We start from the raw sequence: 25,848 nt of genomic DNA, 5'->3' as shown, positions 1-25,848 counted from the left end.
ACCACCATGAACGACGATGAGCGCGTTTCCAGGCGTCATCCCGTCGAGGAAGACATGCCTATGCAGCAACGCGTGTGGCGCTTCGAACGGGTCGGCTGGTATGCGCTGGTGTTGATCGTGCTGATGGCGCTTGCGGGGCTGTTCGGCAATGGCCCGCTCAGTGATGCCCAACTCGTGAGTACAGATGGGCGAGTGGCAGTGGCGTATCAGCGGCTCAGCCGCAGCGGTACATCTGAAAACGTGCGCATCACTGTTCACGGGATTGCCGGGCAGCCGGTGATGATACTGCTCGGGGGCGACTTGCTGCGCGAAGCGAGTATCGAAATGCTGCAACCACAACCGCAGAAGTCGCTCTCGCACGGCGAGTCGCTGCTGCTGCAGTTGGGCACCAGCAAGGATGGAGTGGCCACGCTCTACCTCACCTTGCGCAGCGAACACGTCGGCCCCCTTGAAGGGATCGTCAGCGCCGGCCCGCAAAGCGCGGTGCATTTCTCTACCTTCCTTTATCCGTAGGAGCGACCATGGACTCCATTCTTCGCGCGGCAGGCATGTACCTCGCTCTGATGTTGCTGTTTCGCGTGGCTGGCCGGCGTTCACTGGCGGACTTGACCACTTTTGACTTCGTGTTGCTGCTGATAATTGGCGAAGCGACTCAGCAGGCTTTACTGGGCGATGACTTCTCCTTCACCAACGCCATGCTGGTCATCGCCACCTTGATCGCGCTAGATGTCGGCTTGTCGCTGGCCAAGCTCAATTCCAAACGGCTGGCGCGACTGCTAGACGGGCACGCTACGCTGGTGGTCGAACAAGGACGCTTTCTTCATCACCGCATGCGTAAAGCGCGGCTGACAGAAGACGACATACTTGAGTCTGCTCGCGACAGCCAGGGCATAGAAACTGTAGCCAAGATCAAATTTGCCATCGTCGAACGCAACGGCAAGATTTCGATAATCCCTCAGGACTGATCGGGCCGCAGCAGATACTCCAGCAGGCGTGCTGGTGCACGCGCTGATGCCTGGGCCTGCTGCGGGAAGCTGGTTCGGTTCAAGGCTGTTGGTAATGGCCCGGCGACGTGCCGGGCTCATGGTCATGCTCCAGGCGCTGTACCTGCACATCAGAGAACGAAGACGCTTCGTTGCGATGAAGCCCCTGCAGGTACTCACGGGCGGCCTCCCTGCTCAGGTCTTCTTCGTCGCTGCGACACTCGCAAGTGCCAGGCTGGTTGTCGAGGATATAGCTGATCAAATAAAGGTACTTGGCCATCGCTTCAATTCTCCGAGGTTACGGGTGAAGAAGGAGTGGGTATCTAAGCATTTGATTGACTTGCAACCATGAGCCGCACCAGCACTTCGTGGTCGACCGGTCTGCTGAGCAAGAAACCTTGCACTTCATGGCACCGGTCATCACTGAGCAGCGCCAGTTGCTCAGCGGTCTCAACGCCCTCGGCGGTGACCGTCATGCCCATCGCATTGCCCAGGTTGATGATCGCCTGAACCACACTGCGGTCACTTGCGCTCTTGCCCAAAGATTGAACGAAACGTTTGTCTATCTTGATGCTGTCGAACGGATAAGTTCGCAGGTAGCCCAAGGAAGAATAACCGGTACCAAAGTCATCCATGTTCAAGCGAACCCCCAGTTCCTTTAACGCGTTCATGGTCTGCAGGGCACCTTCGACGTCATTGAGCATCACATTTTCGGTGATCTCCAATTCCAGGCGATGGGCAGGTAACCCTGTATGTCGCAACGCCTCGGCAACATCACGCACTACGTCACTGCGGCTGAACTGGGCCGGCGACATGTTGACCGAGACCATGATCTCCATTGGCCACGTCTTGGCCTTGGCACATGCTTCGTGGAGGACCCAGTTACCCAACTGCACGATCAGATCGGATTCCTCGGCCAAGGCAATGAATCGATCCGGGCGCAGCAAGCCCTTGCGCGGATGCTGCCAACGCACCAGCGCTTCCGCCGAGGCAACCGTCGTACCGTCGACCTTGTAGCGCGGCTGGAAATGCAGCACGAGCTCGTCACGGCCGATGCCTTCGCGCAGCTCCCGTTCGAGCATGCGTTTCTCCAGCAGCGCTTCGTTCATCTGCGCAGAAAAGTAGCGCCAGGTATGCTTGCCAGCAGACTTTGCGCCGTATAGCGCGATGTCTGCATATCGGATCAAGTCACTTGCAGTGCCAGGATAATCAGCTGAAAGAGCTACGCCGAGGCTGACACCGACCTGAACGCAATGGCCCTCCGCCAGAATAGGTCGTTGCAGTGACTCCACCACTCGGGCACAGAAGCCATCCACTTCTGTTCGCTGTCCGGGACGTGAGAGCACGATGATGAATTCGTCCCCTCCAAGACGGGCCACCAGGTCACTTTCTCGCGTTATTTCATCAAGGCGCCTCGCCACCTCAATGAGCACCGCGTCGCCGGTCGGGTGGCCAAGGCTGTCATTGATGGGCTTGAAGTTATCAAGGTCCAGCAAAATCAGCGCTACGGCCTGTGGCGAAGCGCCCTGTGCAGCCTGTTCCAGAAATCGGAAAAGTTTGTTGCGGTTGGGCAGCCCTGTAAGGGCGTCGTGCAGCGACAGGTGCTGGATCTGGGCATGAGCGGCGACTTCGTCGGTGATATCGCTGCAGGTTCCACGAAACCCTTTACAGTGGCCATGATCGATACTTGCCCGTGCCGCAATGCGACAAATACGCTGCTGCCCGAGGTGGTCATGGTATTGGCAGCGCAAGCTGCCCGTAGCGTGGCTGGCGGCCAAGCCGTGCAGCCAATGTTCCAGGTGCGCGGTATCGCAATCGAGCAGTTCGGTAATCGGTCGATGCAGCCAAGCGCCTGCCGGGTGCCCGGTTAGCTCGGCAAATCGAGCCGACAGGTAGATCAGATGCAAATCGGCATCGGTCTCCCATATCCAGTCGGATGAAGCTTCGGCCACAGCCCTGAACCGCTCCTCGCTGGTTTCCAGCGCCGCTTTGGAGGCGGCAAGCTGCTGGTGGCTGCGGTCGATACCCGTGCTGGCGCGCATGGCATAACGGGCGAACAGCGTCACCAATACGCCAATGAGCACGACTGCTAACGCTAGCGCTGGCACCACCGTAGAAATCAGCTCACTGCCCGGCCGTACGATGTTCCACGTCAGAATATGAGCGCTGCCTTCCAGTGGCAGGGCTCCCCTCGCCTCGTCACCGGTGTTCAGATCGGTGACGGCGAGGCCAGACAGCCCAGCAGCACGGCCCAAAGGTTCGAGCACGGTGGCATCGAGCACCCTGACAAACACCATAACTGCGCTGGGAGCGGGTAGATGATGCGCCATAGAAGGCGGCTGAATGACCGCAGCGGCGAAAATCGCTGGTTGCTCACCGAACCGGAAGTAACCTGAGGTGGCTTGTTGCTTGGCAGCAACCTGCCGCGCCTGGCTGATGATCCTGTCTGCCTGAAGGCTGTAGCGAGCGAAGCCTTCACCGCTCAATTGGCCATTGACCATGGCATAAGAGGTGCCATTGTCATCTAGTACGAACACGCCTGTATAACCATCAGCGGTATACAGCGTGGGGCCAACGTTGTCCTCATCAAAAGCCCACTGCGCATCGGCTTCGCGACCCAGGTGATCAAATGCCGATTGCCAGATCGCATGGGTAATTACATAGCTGCGCTCATTTTTTTGTAGCTGGTTCATTGCAGATTCAGCATGAAAACGGCTTTGCGCCCTTTCGCGATGATCCAGTGACCCCGCGATTCGATAGAGGGACACCAACCCTACGATCAGCACCAGCATCAGCAGCCCGGAAAACACCAGTATCAACTGTCGAACCACATCGCTGCGCGTCGACAGATCATTGCTATTGCTATTGATTGCGTCCATTCAGTCACCGAATGCCTGGGATTTTTACGATTGACTGAACCGACACCGGAAATGATCGCTAAAAGTGACAACCGGTGGCCTGCGCGTCGGGGGCCCTGGATCTGCCGGCAATCAAATGGAACAGGCCTGGGGTATCGCTGCCTAACCAGAGGCAACCCCACCGCGCAGGAGCCACGACATGGCAGCTTCCAACCAACCCGACCCGTATGTCGATGAAGTCCCTCAGAACCCGGGGGAGCCAGCTCCCAAGCCTGGCCCGGACGATGAGGCGCCTGATTGGCCTGATGATCAGGTACCACCTGAAGAGCAGTCTGATGGCTGATCACCTGCCCCCTGGGAAATGTTCCATGCGCGCACTCAGAGTCTTTTACGCTGTGTTACCTGTTGCTTGCGGCCTTGGTCTATGGGGCTGCAGCGCTGCCACTACCAAATCCCCCGTAGAGGCACCAGGTAGGCCTGCAACGACTGGCACTCAATTGCTCGAAGCAGGCGCTGCGGTGCTTCAGGCCAAGCCCCCGATTGATGCGCTCAACGCCTACCTCAACGGGTTTCATTTTTATAACGGTCAGCCGGACGCCCAAATGGAGGCTCATCACTACTGCGCGATTCTCAACGAAGACGTCATTCAATGCGTGATTTACGACGGCAATACCCAGGCTGCCAAGATCATGGGCGTCGAGTACATCATTGACGCCAGCCTGTTCGCCAAACTGCCTGCCGCTGAAAAGCCCATGTGGCACAGCCATGGCTATGAGGTATCCTCCGGCCAGTTGAGCGCACCGGCGATACCCGCGAGCGCCGAGCATGCCTTGATGAAGCGCTTGGCCCATACCTATGGCAAGACGTGGCATACCTGGCACACCGATCAGGGCAAGCGGCTGCCCCTTGGTGTGCCGCAGTTGATGATGGGGTTCACTGCAGATGGGCAGGCCGACCCCGCCATGGTTCGCCAACGCAGTCAACGATTGCAGCTGGATATGCGCAAAAGCAAGGCCCTACGCGCCGACATCCCCATCCCTCCAGCCGACCCCGCAGCGGATGGCTGGCAGCATGGCAATATCATCCAGATCACCGACCCGACCGGCCAGCACGATCATGCCCCGGCTGCCCTCCCGACAGCCAACGATTCGAACAGTCGTTCAAGCCCATGAATCGGGTCAGGCGATCAAGGCCGGAAGCTGGCGTGCCAGCAGTTCGGCAGCTGAAGGCTTGAGGCGGGACGGTGCCAACTTGTCGCGCGGCACCCACTTGCACGCCACGATTTCGTTTCCCGGCACAGGGTGGTCTTGTTCATCGATCTGCAATGTGAAGATGTGATGGACAATACGACCCGCACGGACAGTGCACAGTGCTACCAGACGCCGGCGGCGAATACCTGTTTCCTCCTGGAGTTCGCGTATGGCCGCATTGTGAGGAGGCTCGTGCGGTTTGACGCCGCCCCCCGGGAAATTCCATTTGCGCGATTTGCGGCGCACCAGCAATAGCCTGCCGCTGCGAAAGCAAAGCACTGTAGCTCTTGCTCGAAGCTCGCCTTGTTTAGGCATGGTCACCTCCTTTACCCATTCTTGAGTAACGGTGGACTACCGGAATATTCGGTACGTTCAAAACTCTGTCCGTATCAGGGCGAGCACTACAGTCAGACTGCAAAATGAAATCGCCCGTCAACAATTGAATCGACAATCCCGCGCGTGGATTGGCAGCGCGTAGTTCATCTTCCACTCGCCGAAGCTGACTCACGTTTGAGAAGCGATGGTTCGCAAGCAAATTCGCGGGCACGTCCCACACCCCAGGCCAATGCCCGGGTCATCGACTCTCCAGGCCGAGAGTCGAAAGCTTCTTCGTGCAGCGCGGCCCCAGAGGGTGCGTAGACGCCTATGAACATCTGCGTGTTTCCGGTGCGGGATAACCGGACTTGCACGTCGATGTGAGTTCCATCGTCAAGAATTTCGTCATGGCTGCGATTGTGAAGACTAGGGTCTGCCCAGTCCCAGTACACATGTCCTCGAGTTCTCATAAAGCCTCCCTCGGTATTCGGCCTGTCCTTCTTACTAGATACTTAAAATAGCGAACCTGTTCAGGCAGACAATCGAAAGTCCGTGAATTGAGAACTGAATCTGACTATCGGCAGAAAAACTATACAACCTCAATACTTTGTATAGTTTTCCGAAAGTTCTACAGTTCTTCGCTGGAACCCCGGTGGGGATCTTGATCCTCATTGAAGTGTCTCAGGTAGGGATGGGTGATGATGCCCTTACCGTAAACCTTTGACCCACCAGCCTGCAGGAAAGGAACTCGAATGGTACCGTTCGACCTTCAACGGATGCTCCTCGGCGAGCTGCCTCTCGCCTTTCTTCTCGAAGTCGCCTTCAGGGTCTTGGCGGCTTTTACGGCCGTATTCTTCTTTCTCAAATTCAGTGGCCGACGCGGGATCAAACAGCTCTCCCGCTTCGAGCTGGTCGTCATTCTGACCCTTGGCTCCGCTGCCGGCGATGTGACCTTCTACGAGGACGTCCCCCTGCTCCCGGTGGCACTGGTGTTCCTGACGCTCCTGCTGCTGTATCGGGGTATCGTCTACCTCATGAAACGAAGCAAGGCTTGCGAAGCCTGGATCGATGGATTGCCGATTACAGTAGTGAAGGACGGCATTTACGAAATCCACTCGCTGCGCAATATGAACATTTCGTCGAATGAGCTCTTCATGGAGCTACGCCAGCGAGGTGTCGAGCACTTGGGCCAGGTACGTTTAGGCTTGTTGGAAACCGACGGTGAACTCAGCGTGTATTTCTATGGGCCGGAGGACACCAGGGCGGGCCTGTCAGTCCTTCCATTCGAGCATCGGCCGGAATACACAACACCGCCCCAGGCTGGCCTCTATTGCTGCGTGGGCTGTGGCTCCCCTAGCTACCATGATTCGCACGATTCGAGCGCGTGTGAACGCTGTGGCCATGCTGTCTGGTCTCCAGCACTGCATACGGTGCGCAACCGTTAGCTGATACCGCCTGCCCTCTCCTCTGAACTTTGCTGCATCTCCAGCATTCAGCTGCTTAGGCACACAGCATATTGCAGGCATTCATGCGAAGGGGTTTGTACCATGATCGATCAAGCGACAGGCATGAAACCAGGCGAACGTTACTGCGTGGAGAACGTCGAACGCGCTCATCAGTTCCCTGGTTTTTTTCAGGACGGCAAGTATTACCTTGGCCCCGAGCTGCTCACGGCAGTCGGCTGGCTTGAAGGGACGAAGTTCATCTATGACAGTCTGGATGCGCAAGGTGAACCGGTCTTCCCGGAGCGGGTGGCGGGCACCATTGAGGGCATGAAGCTGGTGCTGGTCGACGGCACTGCACTGCAGCTCTCGAAGATAGCAGCCAGTGATACCCTCCTACCTACGGCTGGCAACATCGAGCAAGCCTCACAACCTGACGAACCTGAAGCTCCAGCACCGGTAAAGGGCCCGTTGCGCGGCAAGGTCGTGGTCATCACTGGCGCATCGAGTGGTATAGGCAGGGCTGCCGCGCATGCCTTCGCTTGCAAAGGCGCGCGGCTGGTGCTCGCCGCACGCGATGAGCAGGCGTTGTTCGACGTGCTGGACGAATGCACCGACTGTGGAACAGACGCCGTGGCAATCATTACCGACGTCACCCGTAGCGACCAGGTGCAAGCGCTGGCCACCCAGGCGGCCGAATTTGGCCATGGCCGGATCGATATCTGGGTCAATAACGCAGGCGTTGGCGCGGTGGGCAACTTCGAGCAAACGCCCCTGGAGGCACATGAACAGGTCATTCAGACCGACCTGATCGGTTACCTGCGCGGGGCCCACGTGGCCCTTCCCTATTTCAAGGCCCAACGCAGCGGCATCCTCATCAACACACTGTCACTGGGCAGCTGGGTTGCCCAGCCCTACGCGGCGGCCTATTCGGCAAGCAAATTCGGCCTGCGCGGCCTGACCGAAGCGCTGCGCGGAGAATTGACGGAGTTCCCCGACATCCACGTCTGCGACATTTATCCAGCGGTCATGGACACCCCAGGCTTCAGGGATGGCGGCAATTACACCGGCCATGCGCTCACGCCACCCGGGCCGATCTACGATCCGGAGCGGGTAGCCAAGGCCATGGTAGCTACCGCCATCTCCCCACGCGCCAACACCACGGTGGGCGCTGCCGCTCGCCTTGCTCATCTGGCGAGCTACGTCGTTCCGCGCCTGGCGCTGGTTTCAGGGTGGCTGACACGCAGGGCCTTGAACCGCAGCCCCAATGTAGAGGTTTCTTCCGGCAACCTGTTCGAGCCACCGAGTGGCCGGCGCAGCGTGGATGGTGGTTGGAAATCCAGCAACGACAACATGCCGTTGTGGGGCGTGGCGGCAGCCCTCGGAGTCATCGCTGGGCTGGCCGTCACCCGCTCGCAACGCAGGCGCCGTTAAGCGCACCACCGAGCAACGAGCAGGAACTTTGCTCGCCATTGCGGGCCCCTATTTAAGGTCTATCGGTAAAGGAGATGAATGATGAGTGCACAACTGAACGGTAAGCGCGTGGCCTTTCTGGTCACCGACGGCTTCGAGCAGGTGGAACTGACCGGCCCTCGTGAGGCGTTGGAAAACAGCGGTGCGGTGGTCGACATCCTGGGGGATAAGGAAGGTACGGTCCGTGGCTGGAACCATGACAAGCCCGCCGACGAATTCGCCGTGGACGCGACTTTCGAGGGTGCCCATCTCGATCTTTACGATGCCTTGGTGCTGCCCGGCGGCGTTCAGAACTCCGACACGATTCGCTTGATTCCCGGCGCGCAAAAGCTGGTTAAAAGCCACGACGCAGCAGGCAGACCGCTGGCTGTCATCTGCCACGGTGCCTGGCTGCTGGTATCGAGCGGGTTGGCCAAAGGCAAGCGGATGACCAGCTACAAGACCTTGCAGGATGATATTCGCAACGCCGGCGGCACGTGGGTGGATGAACAGGTAGTGGTGGATGGCAACCTGATCAGCAGCCGCCAGCCGGACGATATCCCCGCCTTCAATGAACAGTTGATCAAAGCGTTGGCAGGCTGAGTTTCGCGTACCTGCGCAGAGTGTGAACAGCAGCGAAACGATTGGGATTGTGCCTGATGGAAGACTGGATCGATTTGTTGGAATGGCCTGCCATGGCTGTCACGGTATTGGCAGCCTGGTGTATAGGCTCGCGCCGTCCCGGCCGGCGTAAAGTGGGATTCTGCTGCTTCATCGCCAGTAACCTGCTGTGGTCGGCCTGGGGCTTGCACGCTCAAGCGTGGGCTTTGATCGTGCTGCAGCTCGTGCTGTGCCTCATGAACCTTAGGGGCTGGCGGAAGAACAAAATTGCGTCAAAGAGGACGCAAGGAGCCCACTCTCGGCCTGCTTGATCAGCAGACAGGGTTTACCCAATGCACATGCCGTCTGCCGGGGGGGCGTCTCACTGGCTTGTGCCATTGGGTATACGGCTTGTACCAGGCAACGCTCGATTAGTAACAACGCTTAGCGCGGTTGCCGCCAGCAAAAACACACCGCTGGCCAGGAATGTGGCTTGATGGCCGAATCCGTCGTACAGCACCCCGCCCGCAGTTGCGCCCGCCGTGATGGCCAACTGAATCACGGCGACCATCAAGCCACCTCCGGCCTCTGCCTGGTGCGGCAATGCCTTGGCCAACCAGGTGAACCAGCCCACGGGAGCACAGGTGGAGACCAGCCCCCAGATACCGAGCAAAACAGCGACTGGAACGACCCAGCTACCGACCGTGATCACGGCGAAAGCGATGGCAGTCATTATCAACGGTACTCCCAGAAGAACGCGGTTCAGGTGTCGACCAACGAGCGTGCCAACTACCATCGTACCGACCAGCCCTGCGGCGCCGATTATCAGCAGCAGAAGCGAGAGCCTGGGCACGTCCACATGCGTGACCGTTTCCAGGAAGGGCCGCAGATAGGTGAACAGTGTGAACTGCCCCATGAACAGGAATGCAACTGCCGCCATGCCGAGGGCGACCCTGGAGTCTGCCAGCAAACGCAGGGATCCGGTTGCTGACGCCGCGTTGCGCTCGCTTGGCATCGCTGGCAGCGTGAAGGCTTGCCACATCAACGCCAAGGCGGCCAACGGCAGAACGCAAAAGAACGCCCCTCTCCAGCCAATCATGCCGCCCAGGTAGCTCCCGACCGGCGCCGCGATTGCCGTAGCCAACGCGGTACCGCCCTGCATCAGGGCAATAGCCTTGGGAACGAGCGGTTCGGGGGCGATGCGCATCATCACCGCGGTGGACATCGACCAGTAGCCACCGATGGCGACTCCTAGCACGGCGCGCCCCACCATCAATGTCAGGTAGTTCGGGGCGAATGCCACCATCCCCCCGGAAATCAGCATCAGCGCGGTCGTGGCCAGCAGGACAGGCTTGCGGTCGATCCCCTGGGTCATGGGGGCCAGCATCAGGCTAGTGATGACGGCAAAGAAACCCGAGATGGATATGGCCTGCCCAGCCTGGCCTTCAGTCAGTGACAAATCGGACGCTATCGGAGTGAGCAAGCTCACTGGCAGGAACTCCGAAGCCACCAGGGCGAAGGCACAGAGCGACATCGCCAGGACAGCGCTCCAGACCTGACGGCTTGTATGTTGAAGGTGTATTGCAGGGCTGCTCATAACGGATCTCGGTTTAACAATTTCAAAGACGCAGGTGCCCAGGCCCAGGGCAGAGGCTGGGCCTGGCGATGGCGTCAGTTACTTGAGGTGTTCGCCAAAGAACGACGTCAGCTTGCCGAAGGGAATCAATGCGACGCGGTCATAGAGATCGACGTGGCCAGCGCCCGGTACGATCACCAGTTCCTTGGGTTCGCCGGCAAGGCGATACGCCTCTTCACTGAACTCACGGGAGTGTGCGTCCTCTCCCGCGATGAACAGCATTGGGCGTGGCGAGATCGTCTCGATGTCATTGAACGGGTAGAAGTTCATGAACCGGACATTACTGGTCAGCGTGGGATGCGTCGTCACAAGCGGCGACAACCCTTTGGGGGTGAACTCCCCCCGGGGCGTGCGGTAGAAGTCGTAAAACTCGCGTTCGATGGCATTGGAGTGCTCGGTCAGCTTGTCGACCGTGCCACTGGTGTACAGGGTGTCACCGCCGGCAAACTCGACATCACGCTGAGCTGCTGCTTCAGCAATGGCTTTCTTGCGTTGCTCGACCGTGACCGCGTGCTTGAGGCCGTTGCGATTGGCGGCGCCCATGTCGTACATGCTGACCGTGGCAATGGCTTTCATTCGCGGGTCAATCTTCGCCGCACTGATGGCAAAGCTGCCACTGCCGCAGATGCCCAACACGCCGATGCGGTTGCGATCAACGAAACCCTGAGCGCCGAGATAGTCGACCGCGGCACTGAAGTCTTCGGCATAGATGTCCGGCGATACCAGGTTACGCGGACGCCCGTCACTTTCCCCCCAGAACGATAGATCGATTGCCAGGGTAACGAAGCCCTGCTCTGCCAGCTTCTGGGCGTAGAGGTTCGCGCTTTGTTCCTTAACCGCGCCCATCGGATGGCCGACGATGATGGCGGGATAACGGGTATTGGGTTTCAGGTTTTCAGGAACGAACAGGTTCCCGACCGTATTCATCTGAAACTGGTTTTTGAAGGAAACCCGTTCGAGTGATACCAGGTCACTCTTATAGAAATTGTCGGCTCCATGGGACATATCGGCGGCTCCTGCAGTGAGTGAACTGGCCATCAAGGCAAACGCTACGAACAAAGACTTCATGCACTCATTCCTGTCTGCTCGAAATGGAAATGGTGCGAGGGGCATGCTCTGCTCAGCACACTGGCCACCTCGCCTATAGCCATCTTCGTCGCACAAACCGCTTCATCAGTAGAGCAAACGGGTAGTTTTATTGCCTAAATCTCCAGCTCGTACCGGCTGGGCATGGACAGATGACGCAACGCGACCGTAATGTTTTCCACAAGATGATCGGAAGCTTCCTATGCCTGCCACCACACAACCGCGCCCCCCTGCGAACCCGCTGGCCACGCTGTGCGAGGTAATAGGCGCACACGCGCCCACAGCTGGCGACTTCACGACACACATCGCAGATCTCAGCGTCTACCGACGTAACGCACCGGCCCCACCGATTACCTGTATCGTCGAGCCGAGTGTCGTGCTGGTGGTACAGGGCGCCAAGGAAATGGTCATCGGTAGCGAGGTCTTCCCCTACGACACGAGCCGCTTTCTAGTCACCTCGCTGAACATCCCCGCTAACTCGGCGGTGACGATGGCCAGCGAGCAAGCCCCTTGCCTCGGCCTGGTATTCAAGCTCGACCTGCGCACACTGGCGGAATTGATCGCACAAGATGGTCGTTTGGCGGTGAGTGGTCAGTCCTTTCACACCAGCGCTGGAGTGGGTGAATTAGGCCCGAAGTTACTGGAGAGCTTCAGCCGCCTGATCGAGCTGCTCGAGGAGCCTGACGCGATACCTGTGCTCTGGCCGCTCATTCAGCGGGAAATCCACTATCGTTTGCTGCTGAGTGACCAGGCCCCCCTCCTGCGCTACATCGCCTCCGTGGGCAGCAAGGGCCACCGGATCGCCAAGGCCATCGACTGGATGAAGCTGAACTACGCCGCGCCGCTGCGGGTGGACGAGCTGGCTTCCCAGGTGCAGATGGGACTCTCGACCTTCCACCAGCATTTTCGTCAGCTGACCGCTATGAGCCCCCTGCAGTACCAGAAGTGGCTGAGGTTGAACGAAGCGAAACGGTTGATGCTAAACGAGCATCTGGATGCCGCCACCGCGGCCTTCAAGGTCGGCTATGAAAGCCCCTCGCAGTTCAGCCGCGAGTACGGGCGCCAGTTCGGCACACCGCCAAAGCGCGATATCGCAGAACTGCGCCTGAGCGCGGAAAGATCAGCTGCCTCCACACCCAGCGTGCCCTGAGCCCAGCGCTCAGGAAACCGTCCACTACGCGATGCAAACAACCGCTCGTAGATCGCACAATAGTTCGATAATCGCACACCATCCGCTTCCCCCCTCTCTACTTGTGCCCGATCTTGCGGCACGCTTAGCACAGTCAGCAAACATTTCCCAAGCGCTGACTGGCCCCCATGTCAAAGGGCGCGCCAGGCAGGCCCACAACCCATACTCCAGGAACAACCAGGAGCTCGCTTTGATCAATAAAACCTATGAGTCCATCGCCAGCGCGGTGGAAGGCATCACCGACGGGTCGACCATCATGGTCGGTGGTTTTGGCACTGCCGGCATGCCGTCCGAGCTGATCGATGCTCTGATCGATACCGGTACCCGCGACCTGACCATCATCAGCAACAACGCTGGCAATGGCGAGATTGGCCTGGCCGCCCTGCTCAAGGCAGGCAGCGTGCGCAAGGTGGTCTGCTCCTTCCCGCGCCAGTCCGACTCCTACGTCTTCGACGAACTGTACCGGGCCGGCAAAATCGAGCTGGAAGTGGTGCCGCAAGGCAACCTGGCCGAACGCATCCGCGCAGCGGGCTCGGGTATCGGTGCATTCTTCTCGCCGACCGGCTACGGCACTCTGCTCTCCGAAGGCAAGGAAACCCGTGAGATCGATGGCCGCCAGTACGTGCTGGAAATGCCGCTGCACGCCGACTTCGCGCTGATCAAGGCGTACAAGGGTGACCGCTGGGGCAACCTGATCTACCGCAAGGCCGCGCGTAACTTCGGCCCGATCATGGCCATGGCCGCCAAGACCGCCATCGCTCAGGTCGACCAGATCGTCGAACTCGGCGAACTGGACCCGGAACACATCATCACCCCGGGCATCTTCGTGCAGCGCGTGGTCGCCGTTACCGGCGCTGCTGCTTCTTCGATCGCCAACGCTGTCTGAGGCCTGCCATGACCATTACCACAAAACTTTCCCGCACCCAGATGGCCCAGCGCGTGGCCGCAGACATCCAGGAAGGCGCATACGTGAACCTGGGCATCGGCGCGCCTACGTTGGTGGCCAATTTCCTGGGTGACAAGGAAGTGTTTCTGCACAGCGAAAACGGCTTGCTGGGCATGGGTCCGAGCCCCGCGCCGGGCGAGGAAGACGATGACCTGATCAACGCCGGCAAGCAGCACGTGACCCTGCTCACCGGTGGTGCTTTCTTCCACCACGCCGACTCCTTCTCGATGATGCGTGGCGGCCATCTGGACATCGCCGTACTGGGCGCCTTCCAGGTGTCGGTCAAGGGCGACCTCGCCAACTGGCACACCGGCGCCGAAGGTTCGATCCCGGCCGTAGGCGGCGCGATGGACCTGGCCACCGGCGCGCGCCAGGTGTTCGTGATGATGGACCACCTGACCAAGTCCGGCGAAAGCAAGATCGTGCCTGAGTGCACCTACCCGCTGACCGGCATCGGCTGCGTCAGCCGCATCTATACCGACCTGGCCGTGCTGGAAGTGACGTCCGACGGCCTGAAAGTGGTAGAGATCTGCGCTGACATCGACTTCGACGAGTTGCAAAAGCTCAGTGGTGTGCCGCTGATCAAGTAAGCCACGCAAACTGTCTGCATCCGCCTGGCGGCGAAGGGGCCGAAAATGCCCATGGCCGCCAAAGCGGTTTCCTACTGCGCTATTCCAGCGACCCTTTTCAACCGCTTCAAACCCTTGCCGGGCGTTGGTCTCGTCACGCTTGCTGAGGCCGTCCTCAACCACTGCCACGTCCAGTCACAACTGCTCGGAAATCTCGATCAGGTTGAGATCCGGGTCGCGTACGTACACGGAACGGATAGGGCCTGTCGCACCGGTTCGCTGAATCGGGCCCTCAATAATTGGCCAATGCTGACCCTCAAGGTGCTCGATAACCTCTTCGAGGCTGACACTGGCGATGAAGCACAAATCCAATGCTCCAGGAACAGGCAGATGGGCTTTTGGCTCGAACTCATGCCCCCGCACATGAACATTGATCTTCTGATTGCCGTAACAGAACGCGAGACGTCCTTGGCCGAAGGTCTCCAGGCGCATGCCCAGCACGCGGATATAGAAGTCTTTACAAGCGTCGACATCGACAGTGGTCAGCACCAGGTGGTCCAGATGGTCAATCACTTCGCGATCTCCGATTCTGTTGGGGGGTTAGAGACGTGCAGGGCGTCCGCCGGCAACTCTTGAAGGCGCCACCCTGTTTTCGTTGCCCCCGGAATGAACGTTTTACCCACTTGACCACTCCATGTACCGCGCCATCATTGCCGGTCGATTCAAAGGCGCGATGAAGGATCCTGCGCGTGTTCCATGGAGAGGAAGATCATGAGTGTCACCCTGAAATGCCTCAAGTGCGATGGGCAAGATTTGGTAAAGCCGGGCAGGCTCCACAGAAAATCGATCGTCACCTGTCGGGAGTGCAATGCCATCGCTCAGTATGGTGATCTGTTGGAAGCAGCGGGTCGACGGTTGCTGGCCGAGCTTCAGCAGCAGCTGGCCGGGTTGAAGGCAGGCTGAGCACCCTGCTCTCCCGTAACCCGCTCACAGGGCCTACTCGCCAGGATGTACTTCGACCCGGGTAATCTCAAGCGATCTGGCCTGCTGCAGAATCTCCGTCGGGGAGGCGTCTGCTGCAGGCATTACCAGGCTGTTCTCGCCATCCCCGTAATGCAACAGGATCAAGTGCAACGCTGCTTCATGAAGCGAAAGCCCAGGCTGCTTGAGCGCGAACCGGTGGTCACGCGGTTCGCCCTTGAACAGGTACGTCAGGTTGTAAGTGTGCATGCTGACCTCAATGATGCTGGATAGGTAAGTATCCTGACCAATGGGTCAGCATATGGTTCGACTCAGGCCGACATCATTGCGAAGTAGTCACAGCCGAAACCGCTTCATCATCCCGTTCAAGCCAATCGACAAGCTGGCCAGCTCCTGGCTCGCCGTGCTGATCTGGCCCGCACCCTCGGAGGTCTGCACCGCAAGATCCCGAATATTCAACAGGTTACGATCGACTTCTCGAGCCACTTGTGCCTGTTCTTCAGTGGCACTGGCCACCACCAGATTGCGCTCGTGAATCGTTGTCGCACCATCGGTGATCTCATCCAGTGCCTGCCCGGCCAACTCAGCCACCTGCAGGGTATGCCCCACCTGCTGGCTATTGCTGTGCATCGACTCCACCACCCGCGCCGTACCGCTGCGAATGGCATTGATCATTTCCTCGATCTCCAGCGTCGAGCTCTGGGTACGCGCCGCCAGCGCGCGGACTTCATCCGCCACCACAGCAAAGCCGCGGCCCGCTTCACCCGCCCTCGCCGCCTCGATCGCTGCGTTGAGCGCCAGCAGGTTGGTCTGCCCGGCAATTGCACCGATCACATCCAGCACCTTACCCACTTCCTGGGACTGCACCGACAGCGCTTCGATCTGCCGCGACGCCTCATGCACATCGTGGCTCATCTTGCCGATCGAACTGATCGCCTCGCCGACCCGCTGACGGCCGCGACGCGCCGCGTCTTCGGACTGACGCGAGATTTCGGAGGTGCTGACGGTGTTGCGCGCCACCTCTTCCACCGCGACGCTCATCTGCGTGACGGCGGTAGCGGCTTGCTGGATCTCGTCGTTCTGGCGGTTGAGGTCGCGGGAGGTTTGCTGGGTAATCGCCGACATCTGCTCGCTGGCTGCGGCCAGCTGATGAGAAGAATCGCCGATCAGCCGCAGGGCATCCTTCAGGCTGGCCTGCATGGCCGCCAGGGCATGCATCAACTGGGTCGCCTCGTCGCGGCCGGTGGCATTTACGGTATGGGATAGATCGCCGTCGGCAATGTTCTGCGCCACTCCAATGGCTTCACGCAGCGGGCTGACGATGCTGCGGGTCAGCAACCAGGCAAGGCCGATGGTCAGCACCAGCACCAGGCCGATCACACTGAAGGTCAGGTACAGGGCACGCTGGTACTCGGCGCGGGCATGGGCGGTGTGCTGTTCGGCGGTGTCGCTGCTGAACTTGACCAGGTTGTCGTACAGCTCGCCGATGCGGTTGGAGATGTCCTGCATGGCGCCGCTGAGCATCGCCTGCATCTGCGGTACCTGGTTTTGCTCGGACAACCCCTTGTACTGGTCGAGCAGCACACGGTACTGGTCGATCAACCGCTGCATCTCGGCAAAGGCCGGCTTGCCCGCCGCCGGCACTACCGCACCGTAGCCCTCGACGCCCTTGTCGAGCAGGCCTTTGAGCACCTCCAGGCGCGCCAGGGTAGGCGTCAACTGCGCGGGCTCGCGGGCAATGGCCATGCGCAGGGTGATGATGCGCAGGCCCAGCATGTGGCTGCGGACTTCACCCAGGTAGCGGGTGCCGACGTTGGTCACCTGCTCGGTGTACACCACGGCTTCGCGCATGCTGGAGATCTTGTTGATGGAAAACAGCCCGAGCACCACGACCAGGGCGGCGATCAGGCTGAAACTCAGGTAAGAGCGGGTAGCGATGTTGAGATGGCGCAAGCGCATGAGGACATATCCGGGTGGCAGTGGGATGTACTACCCATTACGTTCGGCATGCAGAGGCCAATGTTGAGTGCTTGAAGGGAGTTAGCGCCCGATAATCGAACATTATTGGTTTTGCGGTGGCAGGCATCGAGCGCCGCACGGACGACGCTCGATCTTCATATCCTATAAAAACATGGAGATACAGTAATATTCTGATGTAATTGCTTAGAAATGCGCCTTGACCAACACACTCACCGCATTCTGATCCGTCGGGAATCCGTGGCTATCCTCGATCCCGTACTTGTCCGACCAATAATCCCACTCCAGCCCCGCATAAAGCCGCTTCGGCGTGTGCCCGAGGGCCTTGCCCACGTCGTACTTGAACTGCGGATTGAAGTGGAAACTCTTGGCCACGTAATCCGACGTGCCCTTGCTGCCAACGTCATTCACATACCACTCCAGGTACCCGTCAAACAGGATGTCCGATCGCCCTAGCGGTAGGGTCATTGCCCAGGTCGGGTTGATCTGCCATTGCCCCGATGCCTTGCCGGTAATCCCGTCAGGCTTGCGGTAATAGGTATTGAGCGAGAAGCGATCGAACCCCGGGATAGTCAAGTCCACGGCAGGCCCCAACAGGTATCTGCGAGTGCGCCCCTCGCCGCGCTCGTAGGTAGCGGCAATCAGTACATCCTTGACGATGCCAAAGCGCAGGTTCTGCCCGCTGACCTTACCCAGCGACAACCGCGGGGAGAACTCACCGTAGTAGCTGTGCCCGTCATTGCCCGACAAGCCGTTGGACCACTTGTTGTCGACGAACAGAAATACATCCCCCCAAGTCCAGCCGCTGGCGTGTTCGAAGGTGACGGTTTGCTGAATGTCGTTGCCGGTGCCGTCGACTTTGTAGTTGTGGCCGTACAGGTAGCTCAGGCTGTTGTCGTACCACATCAGCGGGCCGGCCTGCGCGCCGGAACTGGCCAGGGCGCAGAGGGGCAGGAAGCAGTAGCTTAGGCAGGCAAGAGGGTTGAGTTTCATGTGCATCCCTTGGGTCGAGGTCGGTGAGATTCACCAGCAAGGGATTCAGCGGACAGACCTCTCCTCTGGCCACGTCGCAAACCGTGGCGCCACCCTTGCCGGGTGTGCGGCGTGATGCCGCCAGAGCAATGTCCCATGCCATTTCGGCACTGACCGCTTCTACTCGACTGTGCCCTAGCAGGGGGCGTGCCAACTGATCGAATACAGTCTAGCTCAGTGATTGTGGCCAATTTAATGGATTAGTGAGCACCAAGCCGGCTCAGCATTGCGCACTTTAATGGCGCCGAGCGCTCCTGCCTTGCACCTTCCCGGATCACTGCTCTGCCCTTGCAATACCCCCCCGGCCCTGAACAGCCCGGCTTTGGCGGTTTGCGCACATTGGCACGCTTCTCGCTACATCTGCCTTCGAGTAGAAGCGGTCAGTGCCAGAAATGGCATGGGGCATTGCTCTTGCGCCTTGAATTGGGCGTACATCCGAGCGGGTGATTTGCGCGCGGCCTCACGGCCTTGGGCAAGTAGAGAAATGTCGGCCGTGGCTGCTGCATGCTATGTGCACCCTCCTCCTGCTGCGTTCTCTCTCCGCTCGGTTTTCGCTGGCGTGTTCCCGAACACCTGGCGCATTTCGAATCGAGGTGGAGAACAATCATGAAAAACCGCTTTGCTTTGACTTACCCGCTTCGCTCGCTGCTTGGCGCAGCAGTGCTGAGCAGCGCCTCCCTGGCCATGGCCAACGACAAGGTCGTGTTGCTCACCTCCTGGTACGCCCAGGCAGAACAGGGCGGCTTTTACCAGGCCGTGGCCGATGGCTTGTATGAGAAAGAAGGCCTGGATGTGTCCATCCGCATGGGCGGCCCGCAGGTCAATGGCATGCAGTTGCTGGTCAGCAAGCAAGCCGACTTCATCGTCAACTACGACCTGCAGATCCTCAAGAGCGTGGAGCAAGGGCTGCCGGTGGTCGCGGTGGCTGCGCCCTTCCAGGGCGACCCGCAGGGCTTGATGACGCACGCCGATGTCAACGGGCTGGACGGCCTGCAAAACAAGCAGGTGCTGGTGTCCACGTCCGGCCAGCAAACCTGGTGGCCCTGGCTCAAAGGCAAGTACCAGCTTCAGGACAGCCAGGCACGGCCTTACACCTTCAACCTGCAGCCCTTCCTCGCCGGCGCCGACACCACCCAGCAAGCCTACGCCAGTTCGGAACTGTTCCAGGCCATCAAGGCAGGCCAGAAACCCAACTTCTTCCTGTTCGCCGATGCAGGTTACCCGCCCTACGGTTCCACCGTGGTCACCCGCCAGGACGTCATCGACCAGCATCCCGAGCGCGTCGCCGGGTTTGTCCGCGCCTCGCTCGAGGGCTGGAAGCGCTACCTGGACAACCCCGCTGCGGGCAATGCGCTGATCAAGCGCGACAACCCCAACATGAGCGATGAGCTGCTGGCGTGGGGCGTCTCGACGCTCAAGCAATACCAGCTGGTCACAGGGGGCGACGCTGCCAGCCACGGCATCGGCACGATGAACGACGCCCGCTGGCAAGCCACCCGCGACTTCATGGTCCAGGCCGGCCTGCTCGGCGCCGCCGCCCCTTGGCAAAAGGCCTATACCACCCGCTTCGTGCAAGGCCTGAACGTGCAGCCCGACACTGTCCAGGCCGCTAGCCGCTGAGCCTTATAACAACACTTAATACCGTGAGGAAACTGGATCATGCTGGTCACCAAACAACCTGTATTGCGACGCTTCTGGTACGCCCTGCTGCCCATGACAGCCCTGGACGACGGGCCAAAACCCTTCACCTTGCTCGGTGAAGCCCTGGTCCTTTGGAAGCGCCCCGATGGCACCCCGGTAGCGATGCGCGACCGTTGCTGCCACCGCACCGCCAAACTGTCCAAGGGCTTTGTCAGCGAAGACGGCAATATCGCCTGCGGCTACCACGGCTGGGAATACAACTGCAGCGGCACCTGCGTGAAGATCCCGCAGAACCCGACGGGGGCGATACCGCCGGGCGCGGCCGTCAAGGCCTACCATTGCCAGGAAAAGTATGGCTATGCCTGGGTCGCGCTGGACGATCCGCTGCAGCCGATCCCCGACTTCCCGGAAGACGGCGCCCCCGGCTACCGGCGCATCTTCCAGTTCTACGAAGAGTGGAAAACCAGCCCGCTGCGGGTGATGGAAAACTCTTTCGACAACTCGCATTTCTCCTTCGTGCACAAGGCCAACTTCGGCCTGTTCGACCAGCCGCAACCGGCCAGCTATGAGTTTCGCGAAACCGATTATGGCTTTGAAGCCGAAACCCGCGTGCCTATCCGCAACCCTGAAGAAAGCTTCGCCATTACCGGCACCCGCGCGCCGATCACCGAGCGTCACCTGGTCAATCGCTACTACCTGCCGTTCTCCCGACGCTTTGGCTGCATGTACCCGGACAGCGGCATCCACCACATCATCTACAACTGCGCCACACCGATCGATGACGGCCGGTTGATGCTGGTGCAGTGGCTCTATCGCAACGACAGCGAAGCAGACTGCCCGACCCAGGCACTGATCGACTGGGACGCGGCGATCACCGCCGAAGACCGTGACATCCTCGAGGCCACCGACCCGGACGCCTGCGTCGATACCCGGCGGCGTGTCGAGCTGCACATGCCCTCGGACAAGCCAGGCCTGGTGATCCGCCGGCAGCTGCTGGGCCTGCTCGAAGCCCATGGCGAAAGCGAAGTGTTCGCCAGCCACTGACCGCCTGTTCCGCGCCCTGGTGTGCCGGGGCATACACAACCGCTCATGACCTTTGGGGAGAGCGCCATGTTGATGCAGACCCTGTCCGAAACCTGCGCCCAGCTGCAGGCACCACCCAACGCCGACGCCTTGGGTAGCGACACGCCGCTGTTCGCCAACCAGGTCGAGAAGACCTACAGCAATGGCACCGTTGCTTTGCACCGCGTCAAGCTGGCGATCCAGCGCGGCGAGTTCGTGTCGTTGCTGGGCCCCTCCGGCTGCGGCAAAAGCACCTTGTTGAAAATGTTCGCCGGCCTCGAACAACCCTCGGCCGGCCATGTGCGCTGGTGGGGCAAGGACGCCCCAGGCAGCGATCCACAGGCCAGCGGTGCGGGCCGCAGCCTGGCGATGGTGTTCCAGGAGGCGACCTTGATGCCCTGGGCCAGGGTGCAGGACAACGTGCGCCTGCCGCTGGACCTGGCGGGCACGCCCAAAGCCCACAGCCAGCCCAAGGTACAGGCTGCGCTGGAACTGGTAGGCCTGGGCGCGTTCGGCCAGGCCTACCCGCGCGAGTTGTCTGGCGGCATGCAGATGCGCGCATCGATCGCCCGGGCGCTGGCCACCGAACCTAACCTGCTGCTGATGGACGAGCCGTTCGGCGCCCTGGACGAGTTCACCCGCAACAAGCTCGACAGCGACCTGCGCCAGCTCTGGGCCCAACGCGACCTGACTGTGGTGTTCGTCACCCACAGCATCTTCGAGGCGGTGTATCTGTCGTCGCGGGTGGTGGTGATGGGCGCGCGGCCCGGGCGGGTGATCGCCGATGTGCCCATCGACGGCCCGCTGGAGCGGGACGAGGCCTACCGCACCTCCCCGGCCTTCATCGCGCAGTGCGCCCACCTGTCCCGGCTGCTGGCCCAGGCCAACGGCGAACCTGCTTGAGCGCCCAACTTCAGAGCACAACCTGAGAGCCCTGACATGAGTCGACCTTCTACCCCCTGGCTACACAACCCCACGGTACTGCGCATCGCTTCGCCGCTGCTGGTCGGCGCGGTGCTGCTGTGCCTCTGGCAGCTGGCCTGCATCGCCTGGCAAGTACCGGTCTACCTGGTGCCGTCACCCGCCGACATTGGCCGCACGCTGATCAGCGACGGCCCCATGTTGCTCGGTGCGCTGTGGATGACCCTGAAGATCACCTTCCTCTCGTTCGCCCTCGCAGTCGTCATCGGCACACTGGCCGCATTCGTGTTCGTGCAGAGCCGGCTGGTGGAAGCCAGCCTGTTCCCCTACGCGATATTGCTGCAGGTGACGCCCGTGGTGGCGATCGCACCGCTGATCATCATCTGGTGCAGCGACACCACCCTGGCGCTGGTGATCTGCGCCACCCTGGTCGCGGTATTTCCGATCATCGCCAACACCGTGCTGGGCCTGCGCAGCGTCAACCCGGGGCTGCTCAACCTGTTCCGCCTCAATCGCGCAAGCCGCTGGCAGGTACTGCTGCGCCTGCGTATTCCCAGTGCTTTGCCGTGCTTCTTCGCCGGCCTGCGGATCGCCAGTGGCCTGGCATTGATCGGCGCCGTGGTGGCCGAGTTCGTGGCCGGCACCGGGGGCACCGGCGCCGGGCTGGCGTACCAGATACTGCAAGCGGGCTTTCAGCTCAACATTCCGCGGCTGTTCGCCGCCCTGGTGCTGATCGCCCTGACCGGCGTCGCATTGTTCAGCCTGATGGCCCTGCTGGCTCGCTTGAGCCTGCGCCACTGGCACGAAAGTGAACTGGGTTAAGCCCTTGGAGCCCCCTATGAAGCATTCCGACAGCTGGCTGATCCGCAACGCCAGTGCCATCCTCACCGGCCTGCGCGGGCCAGCCGCCCGCCACGCCGGGCCGGACATCCGTATCAGCCAAGGGCGCATCGCTGCCCTCGGTGCCCTGCAACCGCTGGCGGGTGAGCAGGTGCTCGATGCCACCGACTGCGTGGTCTACCCAGGTTGGGTGAATACTCACCACCACCTGTTCCAGTCGCTGCTCAAGGGGATCCCGGCGGGCATCGATCAAAGCCTTGGGGCGTGGTTGGGCGCGGTACCCTATCGCTACCGTGGCCTGTTCGATGAGCGCAGTTTCCGCCTGGCCGCGCGTATCGGCCTGGTAGAGCTTGCCCGCTCCGGCTGCAGCACGGTCGCCGACCACCATTACCTGTACCTGCCAGGCATGGCCTTCGACAGTGCGCAGATTCTGTTCGAGGAGGCAGAACGGCTGGGCCTGCGCTTCGTGCTGTGCCGGGGCGGCGCAACCCAGGTGCGCCAGGCCGAAGGCGCCGCCAGTGCCGGCCCAGAAACCCTCGAACAATACCTTGATGACGTCGGGCGGCTGGTGCGCAGTTACCACGACCCCGCCCCCGACGCCTGGCGCCGGGTGGTGATGGCGCCCACCAGCCCGCCTTACTCGATGCCGCCAGAGCACCTGCGCGAAACCGCCCGCGCCGCACGCAAGCTGGGCATCCGCCTGCACAGCCACCTGAGCGAAACGGTGGAGTACCAGAACGAAATCCAGCGCCGCTACAACCTGTCACCTGTGGCGTTCTGCGCGGAGCACGAGTGGCTCGGCGCAGACGTGTGGTTCGCCCATCTGGTCAAGCTCAGCCCCGAGGAAATCCGGCTACTGGGCGCCACCGGTACCGGCATTGCCCACTGCCCGCAGAGCAACGGGCGCTTGGGCAGCGGCATTGCCGATATCCTTGCCATGGAAGCGGCAGGCATGCCGATTTCGATCGGTGTGGACGGCGCAGCCTCCAACGAAGCCTGCGACATGATCAGCGAAACCCACGCCGCCTGGCTGATGCAACGGGCCAAGGCTGGCGAGCGGGCTTTGCCCGCCTATGCAGGCGGCGAGCTGGAAGGCGGCGCCCATGCCGCCAGCGTGGAAGACGTGGTGCGGTGGGGAACCGCCGGTGGCGCGCAGGTGCTGGGGCTGAACGCGCTTGGCACGCTGGAGGTTGGCATGGCAGCGGACCTGGCAGTTTACCGCCTGGACCAGCCCCGCTACTTCGGCTTGCACGACCCGGGAATTGCGCCCGTCGTGGGCGGTGGCCGGCCGACCTTGCGCGCCTTGTTGGTAGGTGGGCGCCTGAGCGTGGACAACGACACGATCCCCGGCCTGGACCTCGCCGAACTGGGTAGCCAAGCCCGTGAGGCCGTGCTGCGCCTGCAGCGGGCTGCGGGGATGCGCGCATGAGCTGGACCTCGTTGCAGGTACGCGCCTTGCGCCTGGAAGCTGACGACGTGCTGGGTGTCGAACTCGGCACTCCGGGCGGCGCACCGCTGCCGCTGAGCTGGGCGGCCGGCGCCCATGTCGACCTGCGCCTGGGCAACGGCCTGGTCCGCCAATACTCCGTGGTCAGCCTGCCCGAAGAGGGCCATCTGTACCTGGGCATCAAGCGTGAGCCTGCCTCGCGCGGCGGTTCACAGTGGTTGCACGAGCACCTGCGTCTGGGCGCACGGATCGAGGTCGGCACCCCGCGCAACCTGTTTGCCCTGCAACCGGGGGCGGGCCCAGTGACATTGCTGGCGGCCGGGATCGGCATCACGCCCCTGCTGCCGATGTACCGCCAATGCCTGGCGCAAGGGCGCGCGGTGCGCCTGCTGTATTTCACCAAGGACGCGCGACAGCTGCCGCTGATCCAGCGCCAGAACCTGCCGATCGAAGTGTTCAGCGGCTTGCGCGCCGCGCAGGTCAAGCAAGCCTTGAGCGGGCTTTTGCCCGTTTGGCAGCCCCAAGCCAGCCTGTATTGCTGTGGGCCCGCAGGGTTCATGGACAGTGTGGAGCAGGCCGCTTTCGCCCATGGCTGGCCAGCGTCGGCCTTGTACCGCGAGCACTTCAAGCCTGCCGAACCTGCAGCCCAGGCCGACTCCAGCTGCACACTGGTGTTGCAGCGCAGCGGGCGTGAGGTCCAGGTGCAAGCCGGCGAAAGCCTGCTGCAGGCCGCTGCGCGGGTCGGGGTGGACCTGCCCATCTCGTGCGGGATGGGCATTTGCGGTGCGTGCATGTGCCGGGTTATCGAGGGCGAGCCAGAGCACCGTGACGAGTGTCTGACTGAAGTTCAACGCAGCAGCGGCGAATGGATCACGCCGTGCGTCTCGGCGTCGCGCAGTGCGCGCCTGGTGCTGGACGCCTGAAAGCAGGCACGCTCTAAGGGCATCGAAGCACGCCTTGAATCGCTGAAACCACCTGCAGCGTAGCGTCTTCGATCGTCCCTTCATTGCGGCACAACAGCCAGCCGTTCTCTGCGACGGCTCGCTCGAAGGCCTGGGTACAGGCCACATGCTCTTCGAACCTGTGCATCACCGTGCTGCTCAACCCGCGCGTGCGTGCCGTCGCCCTCGCCCATGAAATATCCGGGGCGGTGACGACCCCCACACTCAGGTCGGGTACACGCACATTACTGGCGATGTTCAGGCGCAGGATCTCAGGGAACGGGATCAGCCGGCGAAACGCGGCTTCCGACGGGTACCAGCGGTCGATCAGGATGATGCTGCCCGGCGGTTGTCTGGGCAGCACCTGCTGGGATATCCAGGCACGGCTCTGGGCAAAGCGCTCACAAACCGCCAGCTCAAGGTCCGGGCTGGGGCTTCTGACGAACTGGTTGACCAGGGCCATGGTTTGCGCCCTGAAGGGATCGCTCTTGCGCTCACAGATACGGATGACTTTCAGGCCGTCAGCCCGTAGTGCTTGGGTGACGGCCTCCAACAGTGTGGTTTTGCCGGTGCCCTTGGGGCCGTCCATGGAAATGAACAGCGAGCGGCTCATGCTTCGCACAACGCGTGACAAGCAGCGCTTGCAGGGGGCATATCGTGCAACGGCATCTTGATTCCTT

Annotated in this window: 29 protein-coding genes; 18 read left to right on the top strand and 11 right to left on the bottom strand. The window is 61.0% G+C overall.

The genetic code is table 11. The annotated features are described in order from the left end of the window. The first annotated feature begins 6 nt into the window (after positions 1-6). The gene (locus tag JOE27_RS03905) at positions 7-513 is read left to right on the top strand and encodes a hypothetical protein (protein ID WP_115275556.1); all 507 of its coding nucleotides are present in this window, start codon (positions 7-9) and stop codon (positions 511-513) included. Positions 514-521: 8 nt separating this feature from the next. Next, a complete protein-coding gene (locus JOE27_RS03900) occupies positions 522-965 on the top strand; it encodes a YetF domain-containing protein (protein WP_115274900.1) in 444 nt (147 codons plus the stop codon). Positions 966-1,044: 79 nt separating this feature from the next. Here JOE27_RS03900 and JOE27_RS03895 read toward each other — a convergent pair whose 3' ends face one another. Together JOE27_RS03895 and JOE27_RS03890 are read right to left on the bottom strand one after the other, a co-directional pair. Next, positions 1,045-1,263, bottom strand: coding sequence for a hypothetical protein (locus JOE27_RS03895; protein WP_046786312.1), 219 nt, complete (start codon positions 1,261-1,263; stop codon positions 1,045-1,047). Between the two features lie 43 nt (positions 1,264-1,306). After that, positions 1,307-3,862, bottom strand: coding sequence for an EAL domain-containing protein (locus tag JOE27_RS03890; RefSeq protein ID WP_204917953.1), 2,556 nt, complete (start codon positions 3,860-3,862; stop codon positions 1,307-1,309). 178 nt (positions 3,863-4,040) lie between these two features. On the opposite strand from JOE27_RS03890, the gene JOE27_RS03885 reads away from it, so the two are divergent. After that, a complete protein-coding gene (locus tag JOE27_RS03885; RefSeq protein ID WP_158621126.1) occupies positions 4,041-4,184 on the top strand; it encodes a hypothetical protein in 144 nt (47 codons plus the stop codon). Between the two features lie 25 nt (positions 4,185-4,209). Next, a complete protein-coding gene (locus JOE27_RS03880) occupies positions 4,210-5,013 on the top strand; it encodes an OBAP family protein (protein WP_204920612.1) in 804 nt (267 codons plus the stop codon). A 6-nt stretch (positions 5,014-5,019) separates the two neighbouring features. On the opposite strand, the gene JOE27_RS03875 is transcribed toward JOE27_RS03880, so the two are convergent. Together JOE27_RS03875 and JOE27_RS24765 are read right to left on the bottom strand one after the other, a co-directional pair. Next, complete coding sequence (locus JOE27_RS03875; RefSeq protein WP_119689022.1) at positions 5,020-5,406, bottom strand: NUDIX domain-containing protein; 387 nt, start codon at positions 5,404-5,406, stop codon at positions 5,020-5,022. Between the two features lie 164 nt (positions 5,407-5,570). Further along, positions 5,571-5,876, bottom strand: coding sequence for a hypothetical protein (locus JOE27_RS24765; protein WP_168216571.1), 306 nt, complete (start codon positions 5,874-5,876; stop codon positions 5,571-5,573). Positions 5,877-6,158: 282 nt separating this feature from the next. On the opposite strand from JOE27_RS24765, the gene JOE27_RS03870 reads away from it, so the two are divergent. The 4 genes from JOE27_RS03870 to JOE27_RS24760 all read left to right on the top strand — a co-directional run bounded on the left by JOE27_RS03870 (position 6,159) and on the right by JOE27_RS24760 (position 9,232). Beyond that, positions 6,159-6,851, top strand: coding sequence for a YetF domain-containing protein (locus JOE27_RS03870; RefSeq protein ID WP_204917950.1), 693 nt, complete (start codon positions 6,159-6,161; stop codon positions 6,849-6,851). Between the two features lie 102 nt (positions 6,852-6,953). Then, positions 6,954-8,282: an SDR family oxidoreductase gene (locus JOE27_RS03865; RefSeq protein WP_174141334.1), complete on the top strand. Its 1,329-nt coding sequence runs from the start codon at positions 6,954-6,956 to the stop codon at positions 8,280-8,282. Between the two features lie 81 nt (positions 8,283-8,363). After that, positions 8,364-8,903, top strand: coding sequence for a type 1 glutamine amidotransferase domain-containing protein (locus JOE27_RS03860; protein WP_046786317.1), 540 nt, complete (start codon positions 8,364-8,366; stop codon positions 8,901-8,903). Positions 8,904-8,959: 56 nt separating this feature from the next. Continuing rightward, positions 8,960-9,232 (top strand): hypothetical protein, encoded by a 273-nt coding sequence (locus tag JOE27_RS24760; protein WP_174141335.1) that lies wholly within the window; start codon positions 8,960-8,962, stop codon positions 9,230-9,232. A gap of 50 nt (positions 9,233-9,282) precedes the next feature. On the opposite strand, the gene JOE27_RS03855 is transcribed toward JOE27_RS24760, so the two are convergent. Beyond that, a complete protein-coding gene (locus JOE27_RS03855; RefSeq protein WP_174141336.1) occupies positions 9,283-10,497 on the bottom strand; it encodes an MFS transporter in 1,215 nt (404 codons plus the stop codon). A gap of 78 nt (positions 10,498-10,575) precedes the next feature. Then, the gene (locus tag JOE27_RS03850; protein WP_204917948.1) at positions 10,576-11,604 is read right to left on the bottom strand and encodes an alpha/beta hydrolase; all 1,029 of its coding nucleotides are present in this window, start codon (positions 11,602-11,604) and stop codon (positions 10,576-10,578) included. 220 nt (positions 11,605-11,824) lie between these two features. Between JOE27_RS03850 and JOE27_RS03845 the strand changes: the two genes are divergently transcribed. From JOE27_RS03845 to JOE27_RS03835, 3 genes are all read left to right on the top strand, one after another. Further along, the gene (locus JOE27_RS03845; protein ID WP_119689017.1) at positions 11,825-12,772 is read left to right on the top strand and encodes an AraC family transcriptional regulator; all 948 of its coding nucleotides are present in this window, start codon (positions 11,825-11,827) and stop codon (positions 12,770-12,772) included. A gap of 229 nt (positions 12,773-13,001) precedes the next feature. Then, on the top strand, positions 13,002-13,697 hold the full coding sequence (locus tag JOE27_RS03840; RefSeq protein WP_039601534.1) for a 3-oxoacid CoA-transferase subunit A: 696 nt from the start codon (positions 13,002-13,004) through the stop codon (positions 13,695-13,697). Positions 13,698-13,705: 8 nt separating this feature from the next. Further along, a complete protein-coding gene (locus JOE27_RS03835) occupies positions 13,706-14,347 on the top strand; it encodes a 3-oxoacid CoA-transferase subunit B (protein WP_012314450.1) in 642 nt (213 codons plus the stop codon). A 174-nt stretch (positions 14,348-14,521) separates the two neighbouring features. On the opposite strand, the gene JOE27_RS03830 is transcribed toward JOE27_RS03835, so the two are convergent. Beyond that, positions 14,522-14,899, bottom strand: a complete 378-nt coding sequence (locus JOE27_RS03830; protein ID WP_119689016.1) for a VOC family protein — start codon at positions 14,897-14,899, stop codon at positions 14,522-14,524. 198 nt (positions 14,900-15,097) lie between these two features. On the opposite strand from JOE27_RS03830, the gene JOE27_RS03825 reads away from it, so the two are divergent. Continuing rightward, a complete protein-coding gene (locus tag JOE27_RS03825; RefSeq protein WP_046786431.1) occupies positions 15,098-15,289 on the top strand; it encodes a hypothetical protein in 192 nt (63 codons plus the stop codon). A gap of 33 nt (positions 15,290-15,322) precedes the next feature. On the opposite strand, the gene JOE27_RS03820 is transcribed toward JOE27_RS03825, so the two are convergent. The 3 genes from JOE27_RS03820 to JOE27_RS03810 all read right to left on the bottom strand — a co-directional run bounded on the left by JOE27_RS03820 (position 15,323) and on the right by JOE27_RS03810 (position 18,277). Further along, positions 15,323-15,556, bottom strand: coding sequence for a hypothetical protein (locus tag JOE27_RS03820; RefSeq protein WP_204917946.1), 234 nt, complete (start codon positions 15,554-15,556; stop codon positions 15,323-15,325). 87 nt (positions 15,557-15,643) lie between these two features. Next, positions 15,644-17,266, bottom strand: a complete 1,623-nt coding sequence (locus tag JOE27_RS03815; RefSeq protein ID WP_119689014.1) for a methyl-accepting chemotaxis protein — start codon at positions 17,264-17,266, stop codon at positions 15,644-15,646. 204 nt (positions 17,267-17,470) lie between these two features. Continuing rightward, the gene (locus JOE27_RS03810) at positions 17,471-18,277 is read right to left on the bottom strand and encodes an outer membrane protein OmpK (protein WP_080952116.1); all 807 of its coding nucleotides are present in this window, start codon (positions 18,275-18,277) and stop codon (positions 17,471-17,473) included. 645 nt (positions 18,278-18,922) lie between these two features. On the opposite strand from JOE27_RS03810, the gene JOE27_RS03805 reads away from it, so the two are divergent. From JOE27_RS03805 to JOE27_RS03780, 6 genes are all read left to right on the top strand, one after another. Next, positions 18,923-19,936 carry an ABC transporter substrate-binding protein gene (locus JOE27_RS03805; protein ID WP_046786325.1) on the top strand — a complete coding sequence of 338 codons (1,014 nt, stop codon included), beginning with the start codon at positions 18,923-18,925 and terminating at the stop codon, positions 19,934-19,936. Positions 19,937-19,975: 39 nt separating this feature from the next. Then, entirely contained in the window at positions 19,976-21,001 is a 1,026-nt protein-coding gene (locus JOE27_RS03800; protein ID WP_204917944.1) for an aromatic ring-hydroxylating dioxygenase subunit alpha, read from the top strand. Between the two features lie 66 nt (positions 21,002-21,067). Continuing rightward, the gene (locus JOE27_RS03795; RefSeq protein WP_119689011.1) at positions 21,068-21,922 is read left to right on the top strand and encodes an ABC transporter ATP-binding protein; all 855 of its coding nucleotides are present in this window, start codon (positions 21,068-21,070) and stop codon (positions 21,920-21,922) included. Between the two features lie 111 nt (positions 21,923-22,033). Next, positions 22,034-22,762: an ABC transporter permease gene (locus JOE27_RS03790; RefSeq protein ID WP_348632630.1), complete on the top strand. Its 729-nt coding sequence runs from the start codon at positions 22,034-22,036 to the stop codon at positions 22,760-22,762. 16 nt (positions 22,763-22,778) lie between these two features. Continuing rightward, positions 22,779-24,209, top strand: coding sequence for an amidohydrolase family protein (locus JOE27_RS03785; protein ID WP_204917939.1), 1,431 nt, complete (start codon positions 22,779-22,781; stop codon positions 24,207-24,209). Further along, entirely contained in the window at positions 24,206-25,150 is a 945-nt protein-coding gene (locus tag JOE27_RS03780; RefSeq protein ID WP_012314440.1) for a PDR/VanB family oxidoreductase, read from the top strand. The genes JOE27_RS03785 and JOE27_RS03780 overlap by 4 nt, the downstream gene beginning before the upstream one ends. A gap of 13 nt (positions 25,151-25,163) precedes the next feature. Here JOE27_RS03780 and JOE27_RS03775 read toward each other — a convergent pair whose 3' ends face one another. Then, the gene (locus tag JOE27_RS03775) at positions 25,164-25,781 is read right to left on the bottom strand and encodes a dTMP kinase (protein ID WP_204917937.1); all 618 of its coding nucleotides are present in this window, start codon (positions 25,779-25,781) and stop codon (positions 25,164-25,166) included. Positions 25,782-25,848: the final 67 nt, after the last annotated feature.

This window comes from Pseudomonas sp. M5, assembly GCF_016907075.1.
GTDB classification, from domain to species: Bacteria; Pseudomonadota; Gammaproteobacteria; order Pseudomonadales; family Pseudomonadaceae; genus Aquipseudomonas; species Aquipseudomonas putida_E.
This window is presented reverse-complemented; position numbering and strand designations above follow the sequence as displayed.

Bases quoted from the DNA above. Each gene is read 5' to 3' on its own strand.
- JOE27_RS03905 (WP_115275556.1), top strand. From the start codon at position 7: ATGAACGACGATGAGCGCGTTTCCAGGCGTCATCCCGTCGAGGAAGAC.
- JOE27_RS03900 (WP_115274900.1), top strand. From the start codon at position 522: ATGGACTCCATTCTTCGCGCGGCAGGCATGTACCTCGCTCTGATGTTG.
- JOE27_RS03895 (WP_046786312.1), bottom strand. From the start codon at position 1,263: ATGGCCAAGTACCTTTATTTGATCAGCTATATCCTCGACAACCAGCCT.
- JOE27_RS03890 (WP_204917953.1), bottom strand. From the start codon at position 3,862: ATGGACGCAATCAATAGCAATAGCAATGATCTGTCGACGCGCAGCGAT.
- JOE27_RS03885 (WP_158621126.1), top strand. From the start codon at position 4,041: ATGGCAGCTTCCAACCAACCCGACCCGTATGTCGATGAAGTCCCTCAG.
- JOE27_RS03880 (WP_204920612.1), top strand. From the start codon at position 4,210: ATGCGCGCACTCAGAGTCTTTTACGCTGTGTTACCTGTTGCTTGCGGC.
- JOE27_RS03875 (WP_119689022.1), bottom strand. From the start codon at position 5,406: ATGCCTAAACAAGGCGAGCTTCGAGCAAGAGCTACAGTGCTTTGCTTT.
- JOE27_RS24765 (WP_168216571.1), bottom strand. From the start codon at position 5,876: ATGAGAACTCGAGGACATGTGTACTGGGACTGGGCAGACCCTAGTCTT.
- JOE27_RS03870 (WP_204917950.1), top strand. From the start codon at position 6,159: ATGGTACCGTTCGACCTTCAACGGATGCTCCTCGGCGAGCTGCCTCTC.
- JOE27_RS03865 (WP_174141334.1), top strand. From the start codon at position 6,954: ATGATCGATCAAGCGACAGGCATGAAACCAGGCGAACGTTACTGCGTG.
- JOE27_RS03860 (WP_046786317.1), top strand. From the start codon at position 8,364: ATGAGTGCACAACTGAACGGTAAGCGCGTGGCCTTTCTGGTCACCGAC.
- JOE27_RS24760 (WP_174141335.1), top strand. From the start codon at position 8,960: ATGGAAGACTGGATCGATTTGTTGGAATGGCCTGCCATGGCTGTCACG.
- JOE27_RS03855 (WP_174141336.1), bottom strand. From the start codon at position 10,497: ATGAGCAGCCCTGCAATACACCTTCAACATACAAGCCGTCAGGTCTGG.
- JOE27_RS03850 (WP_204917948.1), bottom strand. From the start codon at position 11,604: ATGAAGTCTTTGTTCGTAGCGTTTGCCTTGATGGCCAGTTCACTCACT.
- JOE27_RS03845 (WP_119689017.1), top strand. From the start codon at position 11,825: ATGCCTGCCACCACACAACCGCGCCCCCCTGCGAACCCGCTGGCCACG.
- JOE27_RS03835 (WP_012314450.1), top strand. From the start codon at position 13,706: ATGACCATTACCACAAAACTTTCCCGCACCCAGATGGCCCAGCGCGTG.
- JOE27_RS03825 (WP_046786431.1), top strand. From the start codon at position 15,098: ATGAGTGTCACCCTGAAATGCCTCAAGTGCGATGGGCAAGATTTGGTA.
- JOE27_RS03820 (WP_204917946.1), bottom strand. From the start codon at position 15,556: ATGCACACTTACAACCTGACGTACCTGTTCAAGGGCGAACCGCGTGAC.
- JOE27_RS03815 (WP_119689014.1), bottom strand. From the start codon at position 17,266: ATGCGCTTGCGCCATCTCAACATCGCTACCCGCTCTTACCTGAGTTTC.
- JOE27_RS03810 (WP_080952116.1), bottom strand. From the start codon at position 18,277: ATGAAACTCAACCCTCTTGCCTGCCTAAGCTACTGCTTCCTGCCCCTC.
- JOE27_RS03805 (WP_046786325.1), top strand. From the start codon at position 18,923: ATGAAAAACCGCTTTGCTTTGACTTACCCGCTTCGCTCGCTGCTTGGC.
- JOE27_RS03800 (WP_204917944.1), top strand. From the start codon at position 19,976: ATGCTGGTCACCAAACAACCTGTATTGCGACGCTTCTGGTACGCCCTG.
- JOE27_RS03795 (WP_119689011.1), top strand. From the start codon at position 21,068: ATGTTGATGCAGACCCTGTCCGAAACCTGCGCCCAGCTGCAGGCACCA.
- JOE27_RS03785 (WP_204917939.1), top strand. From the start codon at position 22,779: ATGAAGCATTCCGACAGCTGGCTGATCCGCAACGCCAGTGCCATCCTC.
- JOE27_RS03780 (WP_012314440.1), top strand. From the start codon at position 24,206: ATGAGCTGGACCTCGTTGCAGGTACGCGCCTTGCGCCTGGAAGCTGAC.
- JOE27_RS03775 (WP_204917937.1), bottom strand. From the start codon at position 25,781: ATGAGCCGCTCGCTGTTCATTTCCATGGACGGCCCCAAGGGCACCGGC.